The 22,205-nt window shown below is 29.4% G+C and carries 13 protein-coding genes and 3 pseudogenes; 2 read left to right on the top strand and 14 right to left on the bottom strand.

All coding sequences use genetic code 11. The features are described 5' to 3' along the window. Nucleotides 1-181: 181 nt before the first annotated feature. The 11 genes and pseudogenes from DIC82_11640 to DIC82_11590 all read right to left on the bottom strand — a co-directional run bounded on the left by DIC82_11640 (nucleotide 182) and on the right by DIC82_11590 (nucleotide 11,954). Nucleotides 182-1,591 carry an amino acid permease gene (locus tag DIC82_11640; protein ID AWK51634.1) on the bottom strand — a complete coding sequence of 470 codons (1,410 nt, stop codon included), beginning with the start codon at nucleotides 1,589-1,591 and terminating at the stop codon, nucleotides 182-184. Between the two features lie 342 nt (nucleotides 1,592-1,933). After that, entirely contained in the window at nucleotides 1,934-3,622 is a 1,689-nt protein-coding gene (locus DIC82_11635; protein ID AWK51633.1) for a hypothetical protein, read from the bottom strand. 246 nt (nucleotides 3,623-3,868) lie between these two features. Continuing rightward, the gene (locus tag DIC82_11630; GenBank protein ID AWK51632.1) at nucleotides 3,869-5,470 is read right to left on the bottom strand and encodes a hypothetical protein; all 1,602 of its coding nucleotides are present in this window, start codon (nucleotides 5,468-5,470) and stop codon (nucleotides 3,869-3,871) included. A 405-nt stretch (nucleotides 5,471-5,875) separates the two neighbouring features. Beyond that, complete coding sequence (locus DIC82_11625) at nucleotides 5,876-6,703, bottom strand: hypothetical protein (GenBank protein AWK51631.1); 828 nt, start codon at nucleotides 6,701-6,703, stop codon at nucleotides 5,876-5,878. Nucleotides 6,704-6,991: 288 nt separating this feature from the next. After that, nucleotides 6,992-7,540, bottom strand: a pseudogene (locus tag DIC82_11620) (hypothetical protein). A gap of 33 nt (nucleotides 7,541-7,573) precedes the next feature. After that, on the bottom strand, nucleotides 7,574-8,125 hold the full coding sequence (locus DIC82_11615; GenBank protein AWK51630.1) for a hypothetical protein: 552 nt from the start codon (nucleotides 8,123-8,125) through the stop codon (nucleotides 7,574-7,576). A 116-nt stretch (nucleotides 8,126-8,241) separates the two neighbouring features. After that, the gene (locus DIC82_11610; GenBank protein AWK51629.1) at nucleotides 8,242-9,051 is read right to left on the bottom strand and encodes an ImmA/IrrE family metallo-endopeptidase; all 810 of its coding nucleotides are present in this window, start codon (nucleotides 9,049-9,051) and stop codon (nucleotides 8,242-8,244) included. Then, nucleotides 9,044-9,394, bottom strand: a complete 351-nt coding sequence (locus DIC82_11605; GenBank protein AWK51628.1) for an XRE family transcriptional regulator — start codon at nucleotides 9,392-9,394, stop codon at nucleotides 9,044-9,046. Before DIC82_11605 ends, DIC82_11610 begins: the two co-directional genes overlap by 8 nt. 460 nt (nucleotides 9,395-9,854) lie before the next feature. Then, nucleotides 9,855-10,067: a DUF3006 domain-containing protein gene (locus DIC82_11600; protein AWK51627.1), complete on the bottom strand. Its 213-nt coding sequence runs from the start codon at nucleotides 10,065-10,067 to the stop codon at nucleotides 9,855-9,857. Nucleotides 10,068-10,103: 36 nt separating this feature from the next. Then, nucleotides 10,104-10,655, bottom strand: a complete 552-nt coding sequence (locus DIC82_11595; protein AWK51626.1) for a hypothetical protein — start codon at nucleotides 10,653-10,655, stop codon at nucleotides 10,104-10,106. Nucleotides 10,656-11,044: 389 nt separating this feature from the next. Beyond that, nucleotides 11,045-11,954, bottom strand: a pseudogene (locus DIC82_11590) (CAAX protease). 351 nt (nucleotides 11,955-12,305) lie between these two features. On the opposite strand from DIC82_11590, the gene DIC82_11585 reads away from it, so the two are divergent. Then, nucleotides 12,306-13,196 (top strand): hypothetical protein, encoded by an 891-nt coding sequence (locus tag DIC82_11585; protein ID AWK51625.1) that lies wholly within the window; start codon nucleotides 12,306-12,308, stop codon nucleotides 13,194-13,196. 12 nt (nucleotides 13,197-13,208) lie between these two features. Further along, a pseudogene (locus DIC82_11580) lies at nucleotides 13,209-13,469 on the top strand (hypothetical protein). A gap of 711 nt (nucleotides 13,470-14,180) precedes the next feature. Here the strand turns inward: DIC82_11580 and DIC82_11575 are convergent. The 3 genes from DIC82_11575 to DIC82_11565 form a co-directional block, all read right to left on the bottom strand. After that, complete coding sequence (locus tag DIC82_11575; GenBank protein AWK51624.1) at nucleotides 14,181-18,083, bottom strand: hypothetical protein; 3,903 nt, start codon at nucleotides 18,081-18,083, stop codon at nucleotides 14,181-14,183. A 338-nt stretch (nucleotides 18,084-18,421) separates the two neighbouring features. Beyond that, a complete protein-coding gene (locus tag DIC82_11570; GenBank protein AWK51623.1) occupies nucleotides 18,422-20,863 on the bottom strand; it encodes a repressor LexA in 2,442 nt (813 codons plus the stop codon). A 111-nt stretch (nucleotides 20,864-20,974) separates the two neighbouring features. After that, nucleotides 20,975-22,036: a hypothetical protein gene (locus tag DIC82_11565; GenBank protein ID AWK51622.1), complete on the bottom strand. Its 1,062-nt coding sequence runs from the start codon at nucleotides 22,034-22,036 to the stop codon at nucleotides 20,975-20,977. Nucleotides 22,037-22,205 lie beyond the last annotated feature (169 nt).

Raw genomic sequence — 22,205 nt, 5'->3', positions numbered from 1 at the left:
CACCATGGATATAGTTCATCGTAACTAACTCCTAACAATCACTTCTTATTAATATATATTATGCCATAAATCAACTATTCTCGCACAGTCTGCCAGGGTGCTTCTGAAACACTGAGTGTTGAAGTTGCTATTGATTGCTCGTAAAAAAGAACCCCAAAATTGATGGGGTTAATTTACTGTCTTAGCTTATTTTCCTCTTTCTACCTTGTGAAAATCGATAAATTATATAAAGAAATAAGTAAGTTGGCAAACCTGTATAAAGTGCTATGCGCTGTGTGGGGTCTAGTGCCATTCCAATAACAATTAGTGAATACAATATTATACCACATATTGGTAAAACCGGATAAAGTGGTGCCTTGAATTTGAGTTTTTCTATGGAGTTTCCTCCAGAAATATATTTTTTTCTAAATTTATATTGACACAAGCAAGTAAGACCATAAAGAAACATATTTCCAAGACCTACTGATGATATTAGAAATAGGTACACAACATCTGAACTTATAAAACTTGATAAGAGTGCAAGAATAGCAAATACCATTGAAATAAGTAGTGCATTTACTGGCACTTTTCTACTATTAACTGTTCCAAGAAACTTAAAAGCTTGATCGTGCCTACCAAGAGACCATAAGGTTCTTGTACATGAGAATATAAAAGTATTTGCTGAAGATAAAGCTGAAGTAACAACTACCACATTGATTATAAGTTCAGCTGATCTTAATCCTGCCCTTCTAAGCACATAGGCAAATGGACTCATATTCAGACTAGCTTCCTCCCACGGGAGTATAAATGAAAGAAGTAGAAGGCATATAAAATATATAATTATCAGACTGAAAATTACTGTATAAATGACACGCGGAAGATTTTTTTCAGGCTCTTCGCTTTCACCTGCTGCAGAGGCAATTAAGTCAACACCTCCATAGGCAAAAGATGCTGTCATTATGGTCATTAACACAGTCTTTAAATTTGCTGTAAACCAGCTAATTTCATTAAAACTTTTAATAACTTTTGCACCATCTCCTATAAAACCAAAAACTATTGCAACTGCTACTAAAATGAAAATTGCTATAGTTATTACCTTTATACTTACAAACCAAAATTCTACTTCACCATAGCCTCTTGCTGAAAAAAGATTTAAGAAAAATAAGAGCAAAGTGAATGTTATTATCCATACCACAGATGGAACTGAAGGAAGTATATTTTTCATAATAATAGATGACGCAACAAGCTGGGATGTTATAGTTACAGCACATGCTATCCAGCGTATCCACCCTGCAAGAAATCCTGCTGCCGGAGATATTAGCTCATTTGCATAGGCTTGTGTACTGCCTGATACCGGAATGGCAACAACAAGTTCCCCAAGGCAGACCATCATGATATACATTAGTAGCCCGCCTGCCGCATATGCCAAAATACTTCCACCAGGTCCTGCGTTTTGCAGAACATATCCAGAACCTAAAAATAGCCCTGTTCCTATAGTTCCTCCCACTGCTATCATAGTTACATGTCTCCCCTTCATCCCCCTTTGAAGTCCCTCTGATTTACGCAGAATTTTTGAGTCTAAGTTATTAGAATTACTAATACCTTTATCCATTCAATGCTCCTTTTATAATTATTTATCTGATGTCTAGCCACTGTAAGACTCCCAGCTTCTAAAGTGGGAGATAAGTGAGAATCCAAATCTTGCATTTGGTTAATCGAACTTATGCAAATTACATTGGTGATTTGTGCAACAGTGGCACGACCCTAGATTTGGTACCCTTGAGGGTACATTGTGACCCTTGAGGTTACATTGTACCCCTTGAGGGTATAAGTTCAACTAAATTCAGCTGGAGTACAAAACTCCACCTGAAAAGTTTCACTTTATTTCTACTAGTTACAATAAGTTCAACCTTTTTCGCACTATATAATTATATTAGAAGAGTTTATCTATTATTCAGTCAGATAGAATAGGATATGGAATCTCAAAGCTTTTTTTAGTGGATACAATATATTCATTAAGTCTCTCAATTACTGGTTGAAGATACTCTGTAAAAATCACTATTATTTCTCCAGGTACAGCTCTCTTAAGTGCATATACTAAGGCCTCTCCCGCTTGTTCTTGATAGTCTATGTCATCGTCACTTTTTCCTGCCCTATAAGCTCCCTTAGCCATAAGCCTTGCTACTCTTCCTTGCTCACTGCCCCTTCCATCCTTTTGCTCCCGTATTATTATAAAGTTACTTTTTGTACCGGCAATATATCCAAGCTCCTCTATTTGTCTATCCTGCCTATCACCTGGAGCAGTTATGATAGAAGTTACCCTCGATTGCCTAATGGTGTCTACTATAGAATAAACAGTTTTATATGCTTCTGGATTATGACCATAATCAATTAATACTTTTATAGACCCAATATCCAAAATATTTTGTCTTCCAGGATTATGTAGAATATCGCAGGGCATATTTTTTATTAAGCCAGCCAGATATTGCATATCTTTTTCAATTGTACTTAGAGCTAAAAGTACAGCCATAACATTAAGCACATTTCCCATGGATAATCCTCCATGTGTAAACAAAATATCTCTTATACTTAATATTCTTTTACCTGCGCCGCTTTTATGGTAAACTATGTAATCCCCCTCAAGATACATTGCTTCTCCACCTAAAGATAAATGTTCTTGTATAAAGGAATTTTTATTTATATCAAAGAGTAATGCCTTTTCAATAAAGTTTTCATCCTCAAGATTTTTCTTAGCTTCTTTTAATATTTCACTTTGGGCCTTAAGTACCCATTTGCCACATCTTTTAACTCCTTTCAAGACTACTGCCTTTACTCTCATAAGTTCCTCAAGGTTATTTATCCCTAAAAGTCCTAAGTGATCCTCAGAAAGAGAAGTTATTATGGCTGCATCTATCTTCTCAAAACCTAATCCATTGCGTATAATTCCTCCTCTTGCCGTCTCAAGCACTGCTGCATCAATTCTTTTATCAGCAAGAAGTTTCTGTGAACTAAAAAAACCTGTTGTATCTCCTATTTCAAGCTTTTCCTTTCCTACCATAATAGAACCTGTATTTGTAAGCCCTGCATTATATCTAAGTTTCATCAGCATATGGTATAAAAGCCTTGAAGTTGTAGTCTTACCATTAGTTCCTGTTACTGCAAAAACAGGTATACTCTTTATAGACCTCTCCTTTATAAGCTTCAAAACCTCCTCTTTATTATCTTCCCCAACTCTTACAGAGGCACTTCCATAACCCAGTTGATATGAATCTTTGTTAATTTTCATAAAAGGAATATCAGTTATTTCTGCTTGTTTATAAATAGAATCCAAAGTTTTATCGAGTACAAGATGTGAGACATTATTGACTATATTTTTAAAACAACATTCTCCATTTTCTATTTGTGACCAAATAAGTTCTGAAACCTCTTTCTTAAAATAGCTCATCCATGCTTTTATTTCACCTGAATGTTCTATAATTTCAATTATTCTTTCGTCAAACCCCAACACACTGCTTACTTGAATATATATATTGGCATATTTTTCAAATTCTATAGGTGATGTCTCAGTTACAACAAGTTGTAATGTATGTTTTTGCCCAGTTATATTAAATCCTTCATAAAACTTCTGCGATTTTATCCTCATATTCTATCTTCTCTTTCTATCTTTATTTTGCAAGGTTTATTTTATTACTTTTCAAAGTATTGTATACATCTGAACGAAAATATAACATGTTTACTTAAAACAAAATGTAATTTTAAACCAAAAGTAATGGAAAAGAAGTTACTAATAAATATACAATTAATTAAATCACCTACGTTCAATTTTCATTCATTATTATTTCCCGATTTAATTTGCTTAACAAAAAAGCACTGTACTAAATATATGAATTTAGTGCAATGCTTGTATATGGAAAATTATGTTTTCCTCGGGGGTGCTTCTGAGACACGGAGTGTTGAAGTTGCTACTTATTTGACCCACTACTTTTGAATTTTCAATTGCTTTTTCAAGTTCTTTTTTTGTTATAAGTAAAATATCATTGGCTTTTCTCTGTGCTTCAGTAACACTTTCTTTTGTATGAATTGCTCTTTTATTAATCTCTAAAACTTCGTTTGCACCCTTTTCTGAATTCTTTGCTATAGATTCTACAGCATGTTCAATTTCTAGTGCAGTTGCTTCCATTTCCTCTGCCGAAGCCGCAGTTTCCTCCATACCTGCTGATAACTCTTCTGTACTTGCCGATACATCTTCTATACTACTATTTAATTGATTTATATTATCTTTGACATTTTCAACTGCCTCTTGACAAATACTCGATTCATTTTGCACATTCTCAATAAGATTTTTTATTCCATCCTGCATTGATTTAGTAGATCTTACGAGCGCCCCGATTTCATCATTCATTTTTAAATACTTCTCAGAAATTTTTTGTGTTAAATCGCCCTTTGCTAATACATTCATATATTGCGAGCACTCTTCTATAGGTTTAGATATTCTTCTACTAACATAAAGTGCAATTACTATGGATATTATTAACCCTATAAGTATCACTAAAACAATAATATAAATTAATTGATTTAAACTTTTAAACACTTCTGAACTTGGTACATTAACTCCTAAAATTTGACCATTATTCATTCTGTAATAGCCAATTAAAGTTTGTTTTCCTTCATAATTTGTTTCTATAACTGATGCTTTATCATTTTCCATTTCCTCTATTATATTCTTGTATATTCCATTATCCATAGTAAGAAAATTATCTTCAGATGTTTTGCTTTTATCAACTAAAAAATTATAATCATCACTTAATAAAAAGGCATTACCAGTCTCATACACCTTTGTGGATAATATTAAATTCTTTAATTGATCAAAAGAAATATCTATACCAGCTACTCCGATTAATTCATTATTAGAATATATAGGCATGGTATAGGATATCATGTCTACTTTACTAACACTATCTACATAAACATCAGACCATACGCCCTTTTCTGAATTAATAGGCTTATAATACCAGTCTAAATCCTTATTATCTTCCTTATATTCTTCTAATTCATAGTTATTTAAAGATATAGTGCCTTCCTTTTTATTTTTATCATAACTATATGTCGCATCAAACCCTTGACTTCCACTAGTAAATTTCGGGTCAAAATTCATATATAATCCTACTATATCTTTATTGCTATCTCCTAAACGTTTAATTATAATACCTAATTCTTTTTCATAATCATTTATGTAATTATCATCTTTAGCTTTAGAAACATCTATAGTTCCTAATACCACTCCAGATAAATCCATTACTAGATTTTCTGCTTTTGAAGTTTGTATAGAGTATTCATTTCCTCTACTTGAAGCTATATTTAACAATTTGTCTTTAGCTTCACTTTTAATAATACTTGATGATTTTACAATACTTGTAGTACCAACTATGGATGATATTATAACTAAGCATAATACTATAGCTAAAACTATTTTCGTACTTAACTTTTTCATCGACTTTCATCCTTCCTGTAAATGAATTATTTGCATATCTATTTATTATACACCTCTTTTTACACAAATAGACTTTTTTACCGTGTTTTTTGCATAAATCGACTTTTTACCTTTTTAATATATTCTTAATAGTACAAAAATAGCCGCCTAAAATCTATATTAACACTTTAACCAGCTCATTTTATATTATTTAATTACAATTTTAACTTCAGTGCCATCAAGAAAATTTCAAACCTTAACGCAAATATCATTAGTTCCCCGTAAAAGTTAGACTCCCTAATCAAAAAAATTCCCCAAAGCAACTTTGGGGAACATAAAGAGAGTTCTTAGTGCTTTAGCACTTAGAAATCCTTATCCTGACTTAACTGAGAGACAAATTGGGATTTTCTCTCCATCATATTACTTTCAATCGTCGTCTACCTGAAGTAATGAAATACTGCCACCGCTTACAACGATAGAATACTCCCGTTCTGAGCCGTCCGTATTATTGAAATGGATAAAAGTATCACCATCATGCTTTGAAGTTATCATTATATAATTTCCATTCTCAATTTTTATATCTACAATAGATTTATTTTCCATCGTATATGTCCAGTTTCCTTCATCAAGGTACATATCAACGTAGTGTTCTCTAGCAGTATAAGCAAAGGTGGCAATCAAAACAATAAGAACAACCGTAAGAGCCGCAATACGATATTTTTTCTTATCCAGCAAAATAATAATCAGGAAAATTGCAAGAACCAGGCAAAATACAGCACTGAGCAAATGATGAGGAAAATTATACCTCGCACTATTAAAATATTCAACCGTCATATAAGAAAGAAAAATCGTAACAACGGAAAGAACAAGTACACTGAGCCAATTCTTTTTTTTCAGCTGAAAAGCAACAGTCGCCCCCGGCAGTGTCAAGACAGTCATAATAAACCAATATTTATAATACTGAAAAATTCCCCATCCAAGTGAATTAAATGGAACTTCTATCAAATAAATAAGAGGCTGACTGATTAGAAAGAACACAAAGCATTTCAAAGAAGCCTCCCACCACTTTTTGCAATTTACAATAATAAATACGGCAAAAAGAATCCAGCATTCTAAAGAAATGGCAATATCCTGAAACGAAGTTTCTTTCAAAAAAGGCATCAGATTAATTATTGCGGTGTATACCGCCGTGATTACAGCGAAGATAATCACTCTCGACCACTTTATATTATATTCACCAAAATATTTTTTCATATCATAACCTCACAAATTATAATTTGTATGCCTATTATTCATACTATTACACAAGAGTCTGACCCCTTTGAGAAGGAAGTATGACTGAGCTTGCTACACGTGCAAACACCCCAGAGGTCCAGTGATTACCATGGGCAAGCACTAGCTCCAATTCCATATACAATAAAAACTCCACTAAATTTGTACATTTGGTGGAGTACTTGTACTTGGTAATTTCTGTTTTCCCCGTGGGCACTTCTGAGACGCGGAGTGTTGAAGTTGCTAAATTTACTGCCTAAAAATATCTGGCTAATGCTTTAAACTTTTAACTTCTTCTATACTTAGTCCTGTAGCTTTTGATACACTCTCTACATCCATGCTCATTACTAGTAGATTTTTTGCTATTTCAATTGCCTTTTCATCTTTTGCACCATTTATCATATTCACTCTTTCATGAAGAGATTTCTCTCTAGCTTTATAAATTTCTATTGTGTTTTTATCGCTACTTAAGTATTCTAACCTTTCTTCAACTCTTTTTATATCTGTATCCATTTCCATCAACTCCTCTAATTTTTCTCCTGAAATTTCATTATTAAAGAAAGTCAACCATCTTTGAAGTCTATCCTCTTTTAAATTCTTTTCTTCTAATTTATTAAACTTAGGTAATTCTATAAAATGTATCTCTACTAAATCTGTAAGCATATAATCTTTTGATTCATCTTCCCAAAGATGAAATTTAGTATGAAATTTTTCTAAATTTATATAGTCAAAATCCAGTATGTTTATAGTTATTACCTTCTTAAGATTTTTATAATCATCGCCCTTAGCTATTTTTTCATTAAATAATTTACCCCAATAGATTAATACTTCTTGGTTTACTTTTCATTTAACTTATTTATGTTTTAAATACGTACTTAGATTTTGAATCTTCAGTTTAGCATTTATATTATTCTCATTACAAAAAGAAATCATCCACTGCTTCTCACTTTGACTATATGGGTTACTCCAAAATCTTCTTATAAACGCCTTTAATTTTGAAGAAAAATTCATATTTAAATCTGATAAGCTGCAAATAATACTAAATTGATTTTCCAAATCCTTTTCTGATATTATACCTTCTAAATAATCTAGCAGTAATATTTCATAAAATGCAAAAGGCATAACATCTGAATCAGGTATTCTCATTAATGTATAATGCGGTCCATATTCTTTAATATCATCAGTTACTAAAGTTATACATCCTAGGGTTTTAGCCATTGCTATTGCATAAACCTCTCCCAGGTCTCCACCATCATAAAGAATCCTGATATCATTCACATGTTCTTTAAATACATTATACATTCCAATACTTTTTAAATACTCGTCAGTGATCATTTCTATTCTGCCTGATTCTACATCTTCATCAAATGAATCTATAACTTCCTTTGTAGCATGATTTTCCATCTCATGATAACGAATAAATTCATATACCTTCAATTTTTCAAATCTATTAAACAATATAGGTTGATAATTCGCATTGTACAGATGGATAATGACATTTGTGTCTAGTTATGCCTCCATTAATCCATCCTCCCAATCAAATCATCAAAGCTTTCATCTTCTTCAAGCCTTTCTTCTGATAGATCTTCTAAATCATCAGCATTTAGATTTACATAATTTAAGGCTTTTTCCACACTACTAACTGGAATTAATTTCTCATTGTAATTTGAAATAACCCATTCCAAATAGTCAGCTGGTACTTTTTTAGCTTCAGTTGATTTACATAAATCAGCATTTCCACCAATAGCATTCAGTAACCTTGATGTTGTTTTTTCTAATTTTTCTAGTTTTAATTTATCTATTAAAATATCATCTAATATCCCTAATGCTTTTAATCTAATAAGTACCATATCATAGCTGACATTAAATGCAGTTTGTATTCTTGCAATATCCAATCCACTCAATTTATCAATGCTCTTATCATCTAACTCTACCCTAATAAATGTACTTACCTTTTCTCTTGGCATTAATAAACATGCTGCAAAATAATTAGCCTCATGTTCATATTCATCTCTATCATTAAAATCATTATCCTTTATTATTGTAAGTTCTTGTTCTGATAAATGCAATTTGTGATGTCCAATTTCGTGAGCGACAGAAAAAATTTCTCTAGACAATATTAATGATGAGTTAGAAAAGATAATTTTCTCACTATCCTTTATTAAGGCAAATCCTAGTATAGAATCACTTCCAATAGGATATCTAATAACTCTATATCCTATTTTAGCAGCAGCCTCAAATATATTTTGAAAACCATAATCTATTACTTTACATTGATCCCTAACAGAATCAGCTATTTTTTCGATTTCAAGCTGCCTTGTTTTATTCATTTATCTGATCCTCTCTTATACTATTATATAATTTTCGATGAGCATAAAATGTATTAATCATTTCATTTATAAACTCAAATCCATCTCCATCAATACATTCTCCATTTTTTCTAAACATTGGTTCTTTTTGCTCTACATTATTCACAGCAGAAGTTATATCATCAGCATTAACTCTTAAAATATCAGCAATGCTTGTAATACTAGCATATGATATATCTATTAACCCCTTTTCAATTCTGGCATACTTTTGCCTAGTACAATTTAATTTTTCAGCAACTTGTTCCTGAGTTAATCCTTTATATTCACGTAAAGTTCTAATTCTTGTTCCTAAAATTGCATTCATAATAACACTTCCTTTCAACATTACTATATGCTAATGCTAATAATAATGTTATATTTTTGTAACATTATTATTTATTATAACATATTTACGTTAAACTATACAGGTAAATGTTACAAAATTAAAACACATGCTAGAATTTTTCAATAAATTTCTAAGATTAAGTTTCCTGTAACCTGGTCAGAAATATTTTTAGATTCTTTGAAATTTAAAAAAATCCCATCATGTTGAATAAAAGATTCCAAACGAGTGGATTTTCTAAACTCAAAATGTTGGCAATTTGAATTTTGCCGACCATCTTCCTTATAATTAAAGTAATATTAATATTTTTGCATTATAACTTGTAATTAGTATTTAACTTCATTTGGTTTAGTTTATATTTTAATCAAATAGCTTGTACCTGGAAATCTTTGTTTCCCTCGGGTGTACTTCTGAGACACGAAGTGTTGAAGTTGCTATTTTATTATTTCCACAAATCTCTAGTTAGCTCTTCAATTTCCTCTTTTCTATTTCTTGTGGATATTTCATCAATAGTAATTTCCTTGTCAGTAACTAATAGAACATCTCCTTCTTTAGATACTGAAGGAATCTTTTCCCTTTCAATATTAATCATACTTCCATCTTCTTTTTCACAAACTGCATAATTACCTTCAAATCTATCTATAATAACCTTCATGATATTCCCTCCTTGTCACTATATAAAATAATATTTCTAATTTTTAGGTGCTCTATATCCAGCTGCTTCAGCCTCTTCAATAGTCTTAAACCATTGAACAACATTTGTAGTTTTATCATAATAGTTACCACCTGGAACATGGTATATTTTTGATTTACTTCCCTTTATAAGACCATTTCCATTTGAATCTACATATTGATGACCTACTTTTAACACATCAGCCTTAAGATCAAATCCTTTATTAAGCATTTCAGTTTCACTTAACTTTTCAGCATCATCATCAAACATAAATGAATTATTTCCAAAAGTCACTTTAATAACTACAGAAAAATTATTCAAATCTTCATATAAAGATGAATTTGGTGCTAGTATCTTACAATCTGCTTGACCTAATTTAAAACTATCTCCTGGTACTGGTGTAGTAATTTGCATTCCTTTGTTCTTTATAGCACTTAAAACATCTTTAAAAGTCTTAGTGGTATTTGTAGCAAACACCCCAGAGGCCCAGTGATTGCCAGGGGCAAGCACTAGCTCCTTGCTAAAATTCTTGCGTCTTGATAAATATAATTGTCTATAAGATCCTTCCATTACAAAACTCGAAATATTTTTTTACTGCTAAGAGTTCGAAAATTTATAAATAAATTTTAATTATACTAACAAAAAAGTGTACTAAATCTGCATTTGGTGGAGTACTTGTACTTGGAAATTTCTGTTTTCCCCGGGGGCACTTCTGAGACGCGGAGTGTTGAAGTTGCTACTATTACGCAAGGGTCTGACCCCTTTGAGAAGGAAGTATGAATGAGCTTGCTTTATTAGAATTTGTATTTTATTATATTTTTGCTATAAGGGCAAAAATAATAATAATAAAGCAATATATTTATATATTTTTATAATGCTATATTTAATCAAAAAAGAACTAGAAATTCTATCATTAAAATCCTAGTTCTTATATAATACTTTTTTGATTTATGTTATTTTTAAATTAAGTTTTCCCATCCTTCTATAAAACCAATATACTCCAAATTAATGGAAGTCGAATATTTTTCAACTAAAGCTAATAAATCATTTCTAAAAGTTAGCCAAAGTATTTCATTTTTAATAATATGTTTCATACATAAAATAACTGCAAATATTCTATAATTATTAATCTCTTTATATTCCTTATATAACATTGGCTGCTTAACTAATTTTACGTTATACAATCTACCATAATGAGCACATATGTTTCTAACATAAGATATGCTATTAATCCAACTTTCTAAATATGTATAACCTATATCATAATGGCCTTTAGCAATAGCCTTTTTATCTTCTGGTTTTAAATTACCGAAAAATTTTGATAGCATTCCAAGACTAAATAATTCAATTGCTGCATAAAAAGGAAGTTTAGCTTCTTTATAATTATTTTTAAAATTTCTAACAAAAGATGTATTATTCCTAGTAATTTCTTTTTCTATTTCATTTAGTAATCTATTATGAAATAATGGATTTTGAAAATTTTCTTCAAATTCATAACTAAGATTTCCATATTTAATAGAAATATAGTTAGATAAATTACATCTTAATGTTATTTCTATTTCTTCTATTAAAGGAAAAAGGATTTGTCTTAATCTAGCGTTAAACATGTATATATCTGCTAATTTATTAAAACTAATCCCATTATAGTAATCCCCATTTACAGGTTTTAATCCTATACTATAAGCTTTTATAAACCTAAAATAGGATACTTTACTTAAAAAGCTCTTTGCATAATCTTTATCTTCAATTATTAAACCTTTTGAGATTAAATTTTCAATTTGATCATCAATTGAAATTGGATTTTGCAAAGTTTTTTTATCCATATTTTAAAAGGCTCCTTAAATCAAAACAACCTAACGTGGTCCGCATTGTTAAGAGGCGTGTTAGGTCTTATTAATTATAATATACGCTAAATTAATTCTTCTGTCAATATTAAAAAACTTTGACTAATAGGATAAGTCAGCGTTGGTGAATACGCCAATTGTTAAAATGTACAGCCTTTGGTATTTTTCTTGTTTCACATCATAGTTATTGATTAGCAAACACGCCTAACGCGTGCAAACACCCCAGATGCTCAGTGATTGCCAGGGGCAAGCACTAGCTTAATTTAGCCTATTCATTTGATCATTAAGCTCTACTTTTCTTAATTCATAATATGTATTGAATAATTTATTATTTAAATGAATATAAATATCCTGTATTAATTAAAATAGAGGGAATATGAGTAAAATTATAAGTTTTATTAACCTAAAAGGTGGTGTAGGTAAAACTACAACTACAGTTGCATTGGCTGAGTTTCTTGCATATAAATTTAACCAAAAGGTACTAGTTATAGATTTAGATCCACAAACTAATGCTACGATTTTATTGATTAACCAAAATACTTGGAAGGAAACAAACGAGAATAACAAGACTATTCATCAAATGTTCTTTGATGAATTAAATAAAACTAAAGCTTTTAATATTGAAAATTCTATAATAAAACACACTTCAAATATTAATGGTGGTTGTGAAAATCTACATTTATTACCTTCAAGTCTTAATTTAATTGACTTAAGTGATAGACTTTCAGAGCTTGATGAAAATCATGAAACAAATAGCTATTCAATACCTATTCTTTCAAAACATCTAACAAAAGATCTAAAAGATAAATATGATTATATCTTAATTGATTGTCCTCCAAATTTAGGCCTCATTACCTTAAATGGCATTTTCGTTAGTGATTACTATGTAATTCCCGTAATTCCTGATATTTTATCTACCTATGGTATTCCTCAAATGTTAGATAAAATAGAATTATCAAAAAGAAAACTAAAAAGGTTAAACACTTCATATAATTTAAAGGAATTAGGAGTAATAGTTAATAAAATGATAAAAAATAGCGGTATGCATAAACGTACCTTTAATGACTTGCAAAGTAGACAAGCTTTATTGAAAAATAATCCAAGTTATGTTCCTAAGCTTTTTAGTTCAGTAATATACCAAAGGGATAGTTCTTCTAACATAGCTGACTTTGATCAACAAATTGGCACAATTAAAAAGAAATACTCTAACAACTATAGTGATTATTGGAATCTTACTTCTGAGTTTATAAATAAAACTAATTTATAAAGGATGGTTTATATGAAAATTACTAAAAAAGATCAAATTCTTCAGCTTTATAAAGATGGATATGTAATTGAAGATATAATAAGTAGAGGATTTGTAAAAAAATATGTTACTCAAGTTTTAAAAAATTATCTTAATTCAAATTCTTCTACCTTATCTAATAATAAGACTAGCATAAGTGATATAAAACAGATAATATCAGTTCTTGAATACTTACAAAATAAATCTGATAAGGTAGATATAAAAATCAATATTTCAATTAATGTTAATACTTGTAATACTAATTTAGATAATAGTTTAGATATTAATGCACCTGTATTAAATCCGATTATTACTTTTAGATATATAGGTAGTGAGGGCTTAAGGAAAAAGCTAATGCCCCTTAACCAAAAAGACTTATTAAAAATTATCAAAACGTATACTCCAGACATAAATGGTACAATCTATAAAGAAAAAAATATCAATTTAATTATAGATTATATAATAGAAAGATCCTCTTCCCTTTCCAAAGTAGGACAGGTATTTAGGACTGTAAGTAAACCTGAATAACAGAAAAAGAATGCTCAAAGCTTTTAATAACAAAAACTGTTCCAGTTTTTTGTAAAGAGCCTGACCATTATAGAGCTTGGAATATTGCTAGAAAGCTCTGTTGCTAATTTACTGGTACTCAGAGGTGATGCTGAAGGAGCTTACGACTGAAGCCTCTCATTGCCAGGTGAAAGCACTATCTATTTAAATTATTTTGCTTTTATATTGAAGAAAATAGCTAAAAAATAGCATCAAAAGCCTAAAATAGAAAATATGAAAAATTTTTTTTCTACTTTAGGCTTAAATTTTTGCAACTAATAAATTACATAATTTGTATCTGAAAACTAAAAAGAACAGATGGACTTAGGCGAACAAGCTATTCAACTTGCTTATAGTTTTAATGTACACAAATCTATGGACATTCCCAGTATCTCTTTTTTTAATATGCTTTGTAAGTTCTTATTCTCCTAATAGTTGATTGACCCTATTAACAATTCTGTCAACTTCCTTCTCAGGATTAGTCCACCAATCCTTACTCCAAATTCTAATGATATTCCAACCTCTACTTTCAAGATATCTCTGTCTAAAAATATCCCTCTCTCTTGCAGACTTAGAAGAATGGAAGGCTGCTCCATCACATTCAATTCCTAAAATATACTTAGAACTTTCCTCATCATATACTGCTAGGTCTATCTTATAGCCAGATACCCCTATTTGAGTATCAATAATTAACCCTTCTTTTTTAAGAGCATCATAAACTTGATTTTCAAAATCTGAATCATAATGAATTTCGTCATTTCGTAAAATTCCAGAATCACATACACTATAAAGTATTTCTTGTGCTACTTCACTATTACCTTCTGAAACTGCCTTTACATATTGAAGATACTTTTTAAATAACTTAGGTCCTTTGTTCTTTGAAGAATCAATATTTAAATCCTCTGGCTCTATAGACGTAACAAGATAAATCTTTTTCTTAGCTCTACTTATAGCAACATTTAATCTATTTTCTCCACCCTCTTGGGATAATGAACCAAAACTAGCTACTACTCTTCCATTTTCATTTTTTGCGTAAGCAGTAGAGAATATTATAATATCTCTTTCATCACCTTGAACATTCTCAATATTCTTCACAAATAAGCTTAAGTCCTCATTATTTTCAACTCTATCACCCTCTGAATAATACTTTTCACTAAATATAGGATCTTTACCTGCTTCGATCTCTAATAGATTCTCAATTAAATCTCTTTGGGTAATATTAAAAGTTATTATACCAATAGTTTCATTTTCTTTTCTATTCTTTAAAATGTCTTTAACTATATTAACAACTTCAATCCCTTCTTCTCTATTTGTCCTGTCAATCCATCTACCATTAACCTTGATTCGCTCTATTGATTTCATTCCTTCTGTGCTGGATTTAGAAATATTAGGTGAAACCTCAAGTTTTCCACCATAGAATGCATAATTCGAAAAGTTAATCAATTCATCAAATTTTGATCTATAGTGATAATAAAGTGATGTTGAAGCAAAACTATATTTTGCAAGATCTAAAAGACTTTCTTCCTCTAACGCAGCTGCTGTTTCTATATCATCAGATTCCTCTTCATCATCATATTTACCACTAAAGGTTGAAGATGGCCTTAACTGCTTATCATCACCTGCAACTACTACTTTTTTCCCTCTATATATTGTTGGAATAGAAGATTCAATAAATATCTGAGATGCTTCATCAAATATAATTAAATCAAACAATCCATTACTCAAAGGTAATACTTCTGACACTGTTTCAGGTGATAATAACCAACATGGGTAAAGTTCGAAAATACTGTTTGAAAATCTTGAAACAAACTCTCTAATATGAAGGAGTTGACTCTTTTTAGTGCATTGTCTGTACATCTCCTTCCATATCTTTTCATTGTATCCCCTGTTTTCTAAAGCAGTATTATCCCACTTTTGATTTATATATCTAGGCACTGCCTTTCTCTTTTTGATCATGGAATCGGAAACTTCTTTTCTTATTGTTTCAAAATTATCTATTCCTTCTAGTTCTCGGGCATATTGACGTTGTAATCTAGAAATATGAACCTGAATAGCTAATTCCGGTAATTTAGATACTATTTCATGACCCTTTTCTAAATCATTTTCTTTAGAGTAAACATATTCTAACAACATCTTTTGATTATCTTTAATGTCATTAACAGTACCCTTTAATGAACTTATCTCATCATATTTATTTAGAACATCTGATATTAATATTAAGCTGTCCAAAGTTTCTTTATTATTATCAAAATTTTTAATTATTTTATCAACTTCATTTGAAATAATTACATTATTTAAGCATTTTAATTTTTCAACGATTTCTTTTATACTAAAAACTTCTCCCTCAAGTTTTTTAATAATTTCACTTTGCTTTTCTTCATATAATCTATAATTTTCTTTTTCTTTAACTTTATTTTTCTTTAGACTTAACCAATAACTTATGCTAAATTTGGAACCATCAGTTAACTTCTCTAATAAATTTCCATTCTCACTTCGATTTATCTTACTACCACATTCATTTAATGATCCAGCGTTAACAGCTATATCTTTTGAGTAAGAAAAATATTTCAGTTTACTCTTTAACGCTTCTAAAGTCCCTTCGTATTCCTTTAATAAATTCTTTATTTCTTGTATTGAGTCTTCTAAGTCATAAATATCCATGTCTTCTTTTAAATATAGGGAATATTTATTATCTCCCACTATATTTTTTAGTCTGTAGAATTTATTAAACTTTCCGTCTTTCAATACACCTTCACATATATCAACTAGTTCTTTATATTTTAAATCTTCAAAAGGATATGATTTTCTAAAATCTCTAAAGAATTTACTTAAATTATCATTTTCGCTCATTACGCTTCTATTTTTACTATACATTTGCTGCAAGGTTAATCCGAAGCTTTGTTCTTTAGTTAATATATCGCCTAAGGTTTCAAGTTTTTTTAATTTTTCATCTACTATGGAGGCCATAGATGATATTTGGTTAAAATTCAAAGGCTTATTTTCTAATAAATCAATTCTGTTTGCTATTGTTGAATAGAATTCCTTCTTATCTACATCTTTATTGAACATTATCATTTTAGAATTAATTGCTGCAGAACGATTATAAATTACATCTAGCGCTGCTTTCTTTTGAGAAACCATAAGTACCTTTTTACCAGAACTTAAATACTGTGAAATTATATTAACTATTGTTTGAGATTTGCCTGTTCCTGGCGGTCCATAAATAACTAGCTGTGAATTTTCTTCTGATTTTTTAACTGCAATTTCTTGACTATAATCTAAATCAGAAATGAAGAAAAAGTCTTTTTCTAAAATATCTTTTCTTTCACTCTTCTCCTGGAGTTCACCATCTGCTGGAAATTCATTAGTGTTTTCGTTTTTCAACAATTTGCTCATTAAATCATTACTCAAATCATTAATTTCCATCTCTTTATAATCATTATAAATCGAATTTGCTATATTAAAATGGCCCATTATTATGTTATTTTTTATTACCAATTCTCCTAGGTTATATTTAATTTCAGTATCTTTCGAAATTTCCTTAAACTTTGTTGGTTCAGATTCTGTATATGAAATAATTATATTAACTTTTTTTAACTCTTTAATTACTCCTTCGATCAAATCGCTACCAAAGTTACTTAAATCATCATATTCAGTGTTAATATTCGCTATTTTTTCTTCATTGAACTTTGCATATCCAATCAAAAATACCTTATTTAAGATTATTGGAGAATCAACTTTATTTTTTATGTACCATTTATCACCTTTTTTATTAACTTCTATTGGAAACAAAAATAATGGAGCTTTTGTGAAAGTCTTATCCTTAAAGTACCCTTCTACAAATGGATATCCTATGTATAATTCATATCTTCCTGTTTCCTTTTCTGTACTTTTAATTTCTTTTATAAGTGTCTTAATGCCACTAGAATATCCTGCTAGTTTCTCCTGTTTTCTTCTTAACTTTTCATCTTCTTCTTGGAGTCTATTATCAGATTTTTGCTTTATTTCTTTAACCTTTTCCTCAGAGAAGTTTTCTGTGTTTTTTAGCTTTTCAATAGCTTCCTCAGTAGATTTATCTTGATCTTCCTTTAGTTTTTTTAATTGATCATTATACCATTCAAATGGATCTTCTGATATCTGTAATTCCTTAGTGCTTCTGCAACTTATAAATTTAATTAATTCTCCACTAATTTTTTCATCAAATTCATTAAGTCTCATAATATCAAAAGCTCTTTTTTTATATATTTTCTTCATTACAAGACTTCTGTTTCTTCCACTAATATTAACTAATCGTGTGCTATATTTTTCTAGTATTTCTTTCATTTTATCTCCTATTTTATAATTTACTTTATTTATATATTTATTATTTAATATATACTAATATTTTTTCTTTATAATATCAAAATTGCCATAAATTTATTTATTTTATTTATGTTTGAATTATAACATATTACGGGTAATTTCTCCAATAAATGTTGATAAGTGGAATTATTCAAGTTTTCATTTATCTAATAAATTGAATAGTAAATTTATTTTTTCACACATAAAAAGCCATCCTTTTATGGATAGCTTTTTATACTTTTCAATGATTTTTAAAACGTGCTTTAAAGTTGTCATCTGCTACATGTGTACCGGTACTAACTAAATAAACTTTAGTTTCATCAATTTTTAATAATCCCAATAGCTACCCCAAGTATACTAAACTGATCTTCCTCCAGCATAAATGGTTCATAAGCATCATTTTCTGGCATAAGCAGAATTTTTCCACCTATTGTCTTATAGGTTTTTAAAGTAGAATTGCCTTCAATATCAACTGCTACTATATCTCCAATATTTGCAGAATTTTGCTTATTTAATACTACATAATCGCCATCATTAATATCTTTCTTTATCATAGAGTCACCTTTTATTTTAAGTATGAATACATCATTAGAATTTCCAACCCATTCTAATGGTAAGTAGTACTTTCCTTGCAGTGAATCATTTATTAAAATAGGAGTTCCTGCTGCAATCTCATTAAATATTGGAACAGCTCGTACATTTTGTACTTTTATTTCTTCTCCATTATCCTCGATGTAAATTTCCCCAATTGAAGATGAATCCTTAATAAATTTATGGCTTGTACTTCTTTTTAAATCTACATATTCAATGGTTTCTAAGGTTAATGGAATCATTGAAGAATCAAATTTAGGTATATCATCAATTTCTTCTAAATCTTTATTGATAATAACAAGATCATTTCCATCTGTAGCTATACCATATTGAACACTTGGAGTATTTGCCATATAACTTTTCAATTGAGATAATGCAGACTCAACTCCATTTCCCCAAGCTTTGGTTTCTATTAATATATAGGGTCCTTTAACCTTATTTCTATAAATATCAATTGCAATATCAGCAAATTTTACTGAAGAACCTATATTTACTTTTTGTTCTATAGTAACTAAATTCAATGGATATTTATAAACATCTTTTATTTCTCTAAGAATCCACTGCCTTATCTTTTCTTCTGCTGAATACACATCTGGAATATTTTCTTTAAGCAAGTAATCATCTATGCTGATAGACGAAATTCTTCTCATAGCACAATTTACTTTTATCCTTAAATATTTAAAGTCTATATCTTTAATAAATTTAGATGGTGTTCCATCAGATGCTATAAATAATTTTTCAGTTGATCTTGTCATTCCAACATAAAGAAGTTTTTTCTCTCTAGATTCTAACATTTCCATATCATCAAATTCATTTTTATCAGAATAATAAGGCATTACCTTAGAATTTAATCCTGCAATTATAACAACCTTAAATTCAAGGCCTTTTATAGAATGCATAGTTACAAGCTTTACAGATTCCTCTGCAAAATTAAATTCATCTTTATTATCAAATACTGATGATGGTATATTATGTTTTTGTAGATATTCTTGCAATTCTTTTAACTGACCTTTTAATCTTGCAATTATAACTATATCTTTAAGATTATAATCTTTTATAAGATTTTTAGTTATTAAGTCTCCTATGTACGAACCTTCTTCATTTTTAGTTTTAAAGTTCCTGTATATAGGATATTCACCTTGCTTATCTATTAAATTAGGCTTAACAAAATTTGCATCTTCAAGTAAATCTTCATCACTATTAATCAAACTAAAAGCAGCTTGAGCTATTTGAGTTGTTGTTCTATAATTTTTGCTTAAAGAATTAGATTTACCAGTCATATCAAAACCTAAAGTAGTAAAAGAACGATTTTTAATAAGCCAAGCTTGAGAATATATACTTTGGGCAACATCAGAAATAAAAGTTATGCTTGAATATGATTTTTCATTATATAAAGCCTTTAAAAACTCCAATTGAACTCTTGATAAATCCTGACTTTCATCTATTAAAATATGAGTATACTTTGCTTTTGGATATTTTTTAGCTTGCTCTAAAGCAAGTAATGCCATATCCTGAAAGTCTATTTTATTTATCTTCTTTAAATTATCATGATACTTTATCATAACCTCATAAATTGCATTTCGCACATCAGAATTCTTTCTAATCTTTTGAGGCCCATCATTATTAACCTTACTTACCCTGCCAACTCTATCAACTGATTGATATTCTTGAAGCTCCATATAATTGCAAGCCTTAATCCAGGTAATCTCTTCTTTTATAAAAGAAAGAAATCTTTGATTAATTATTTTAACATTCTCATATCTGCTAGCTACAAAATTTATGGCATCAATTAATTCATTTTGACATTCCTTATGTGTTGCAATTTCTATTTTTAACTTATATTGATTTTTGTATTTCATAAAATAGCTATACATTAATGAATCAATTGTTTTTATTTGTAATTTATCATTATTATCTTCATCAAATAAACTTCCTTGGCTATTAATTTCCTCTTTAACATTTTCATATATAAATGATACATACTTAGAAAGGGATTTATTATAAGTTGCCATAAGAATCATGTCATCTTTTGCTGCACAATAATGTCTAAGCAGTATTGGAATTTTATTTACAGCTACAGTTGTTTTACCAGAACCTGCTACACCTTTAATTAATATATGACCATTTGGTTTGCTCTCAATAATTCTCTTTTGTTCTAAATTTAATTGCATTCTTACCCCTTCTTTACCATTAATTTTATTTTTATTATTGTAATTGTAGATAATCATATTCTAGTTATATAATCTGTCCTTGCTCCAATTCATAAGTGATTCTTAATACATCTATTCTATAACACTTTTAATTATGTCTATAATATCTTGGCCATACTTCTCAAATTTCACTTCTCCAAAACCTTTTATTGAAATTAATTCTTGTTTATTTATAGGCATAGCTTCAACTATTCTCTTCATTTCGTCATTATTAAAAATAAAATAAGAAGGAACGCCATTTGAAGAAGCTTTAGCTGATCTATAAGTTTTTAAAGCTTTTATAAGAGTTTCCTCATTTCCTTTATTATTTTTTTCTACTAGAGTATCCGTTGATTTTGGCTTTACCTTTAAAATATCTTCACTATTATCTTTAATTTCAAATTTACTACTGTAATCGATCTTAACACTTGTATCTAAACCTTTTAATAGAACAGCAAATTCCATCGCATTTTTTTCTTCATAAACTGGTGGTGCTATATTTTTAACTATTTCACTTAGTTTTGTATTTATTAAATCAACTTTAATCACCTTATTCATAAAATCCTCAGAACAATTCTTAAAGTTTAAAGTAGCCTTTGGATTTGTGAATACAACTAAAGACATAATTGGTAATTTTTCTAATCCTTGATTATTTAAAATACCTTTTAAAATAAGCTCTACCCTTATATTCTCTTCCACGGGGCTATATATCCCCTCTTTAAAACTCTTTCCACCTTTCTTAATCCATCTAGAAAAGCTGCCCTGACTATCTATTTCAATATTTCCTTGATGACTCTTACAATTTATTATGCAGCAAAATTGATTAGTAACCATTAGAAAATCTATGTTTGACTTATTCTCTCCAGATTCTAATCTTATATTATGTAATCCATAAAAAGGTACAGGTGAATTGTTAAGCTCAAAATATACTTTGCCTAAACTATCATGAACATAATTCTGAAGCTTAATCTCATTATCAATTTTCTTTTTCATTTCACTATCAGTAGCTTTACTTAAAAGCTTATTAAGTTCAATTACATTTTCATTGTCCGCCTTAAAATCCTTTATAAAAGTTGGTGTACTTATAGTTTTCATAATTTTATTTTCAAAGCTAACACCAAATATATTTTTCCTAACAACATCAAAAATCCCCATAATTTCCTCCAATTTTCATTTATCTGATATCTAGCCACTGTAACACTTCCATCCTCTTCAAGGTGGAAGATAACAGTGACACTACCCTAGACGTGGTACCCCTTGAGGGTATAAGTTCAACTAAAATTCAGATGGGGATCAAACCCCACCTTGAATCAAGTTTCACTTG

The sequence above is a fragment of the Clostridium beijerinckii genome (assembly GCA_003129525.1).
Taxonomy (GTDB): domain Bacteria; phylum Bacillota; class Clostridia; order Clostridiales; family Clostridiaceae; genus Clostridium; species Clostridium beijerinckii_D.
Note: the sequence above shows the minus strand (reverse complement) of the source record. Positions and strands in the feature narration are given on the sequence as shown.

Excerpts from the sequence above, each read along its gene's own strand:
- DIC82_11585 (AWK51625.1), top strand. The coding sequence starts at position 12,306 with ATGAGTAAAATTATAAGTTTTATTAACCTAAAAGGTGGTGTAGGTAAA.
- DIC82_11640 (AWK51634.1), bottom strand. The coding sequence starts at position 1,591 with ATGGATAAAGGTATTAGTAATTCTAATAACTTAGACTCAAAAATTCTG.
- DIC82_11635 (AWK51633.1), bottom strand. The coding sequence starts at position 3,622 with ATGAGGATAAAATCGCAGAAGTTTTATGAAGGATTTAATATAACTGGG.
- DIC82_11610 (AWK51629.1), bottom strand. The coding sequence starts at position 9,051 with ATGAATAAAACAAGGCAGCTTGAAATCGAAAAAATAGCTGATTCTGTT.
- DIC82_11605 (AWK51628.1), bottom strand. The coding sequence starts at position 9,394 with ATGAATGCAATTTTAGGAACAAGAATTAGAACTTTACGTGAATATAAA.
- DIC82_11600 (AWK51627.1), bottom strand. The coding sequence starts at position 10,067 with ATGAAGGTTATTATAGATAGATTTGAAGGTAATTATGCAGTTTGTGAA.
- DIC82_11565 (AWK51622.1), bottom strand. The coding sequence starts at position 22,036 with ATGGGGATTTTTGATGTTGTTAGGAAAAATATATTTGGTGTTAGCTTT.
- DIC82_11570 (AWK51623.1), bottom strand. The coding sequence starts at position 20,863 with ATGCAATTAAATTTAGAACAAAAGAGAATTATTGAGAGCAAACCAAAT.
- DIC82_11630 (AWK51632.1), bottom strand. The coding sequence starts at position 5,470 with ATGAAAAAGTTAAGTACGAAAATAGTTTTAGCTATAGTATTATGCTTA.
- DIC82_11595 (AWK51626.1), bottom strand. The coding sequence starts at position 10,655 with ATGGAAGGATCTTATAGACAATTATATTTATCAAGACGCAAGAATTTT.
- DIC82_11615 (AWK51630.1), bottom strand. The coding sequence starts at position 8,125 with ATGGAAAATCATGCTACAAAGGAAGTTATAGATTCATTTGATGAAGAT.
- DIC82_11625 (AWK51631.1), bottom strand. The coding sequence starts at position 6,703 with ATGAAAAAATATTTTGGTGAATATAATATAAAGTGGTCGAGAGTGATT.
- DIC82_11575 (AWK51624.1), bottom strand. The coding sequence starts at position 18,083 with ATGAAAGAAATACTAGAAAAATATAGCACACGATTAGTTAATATTAGT.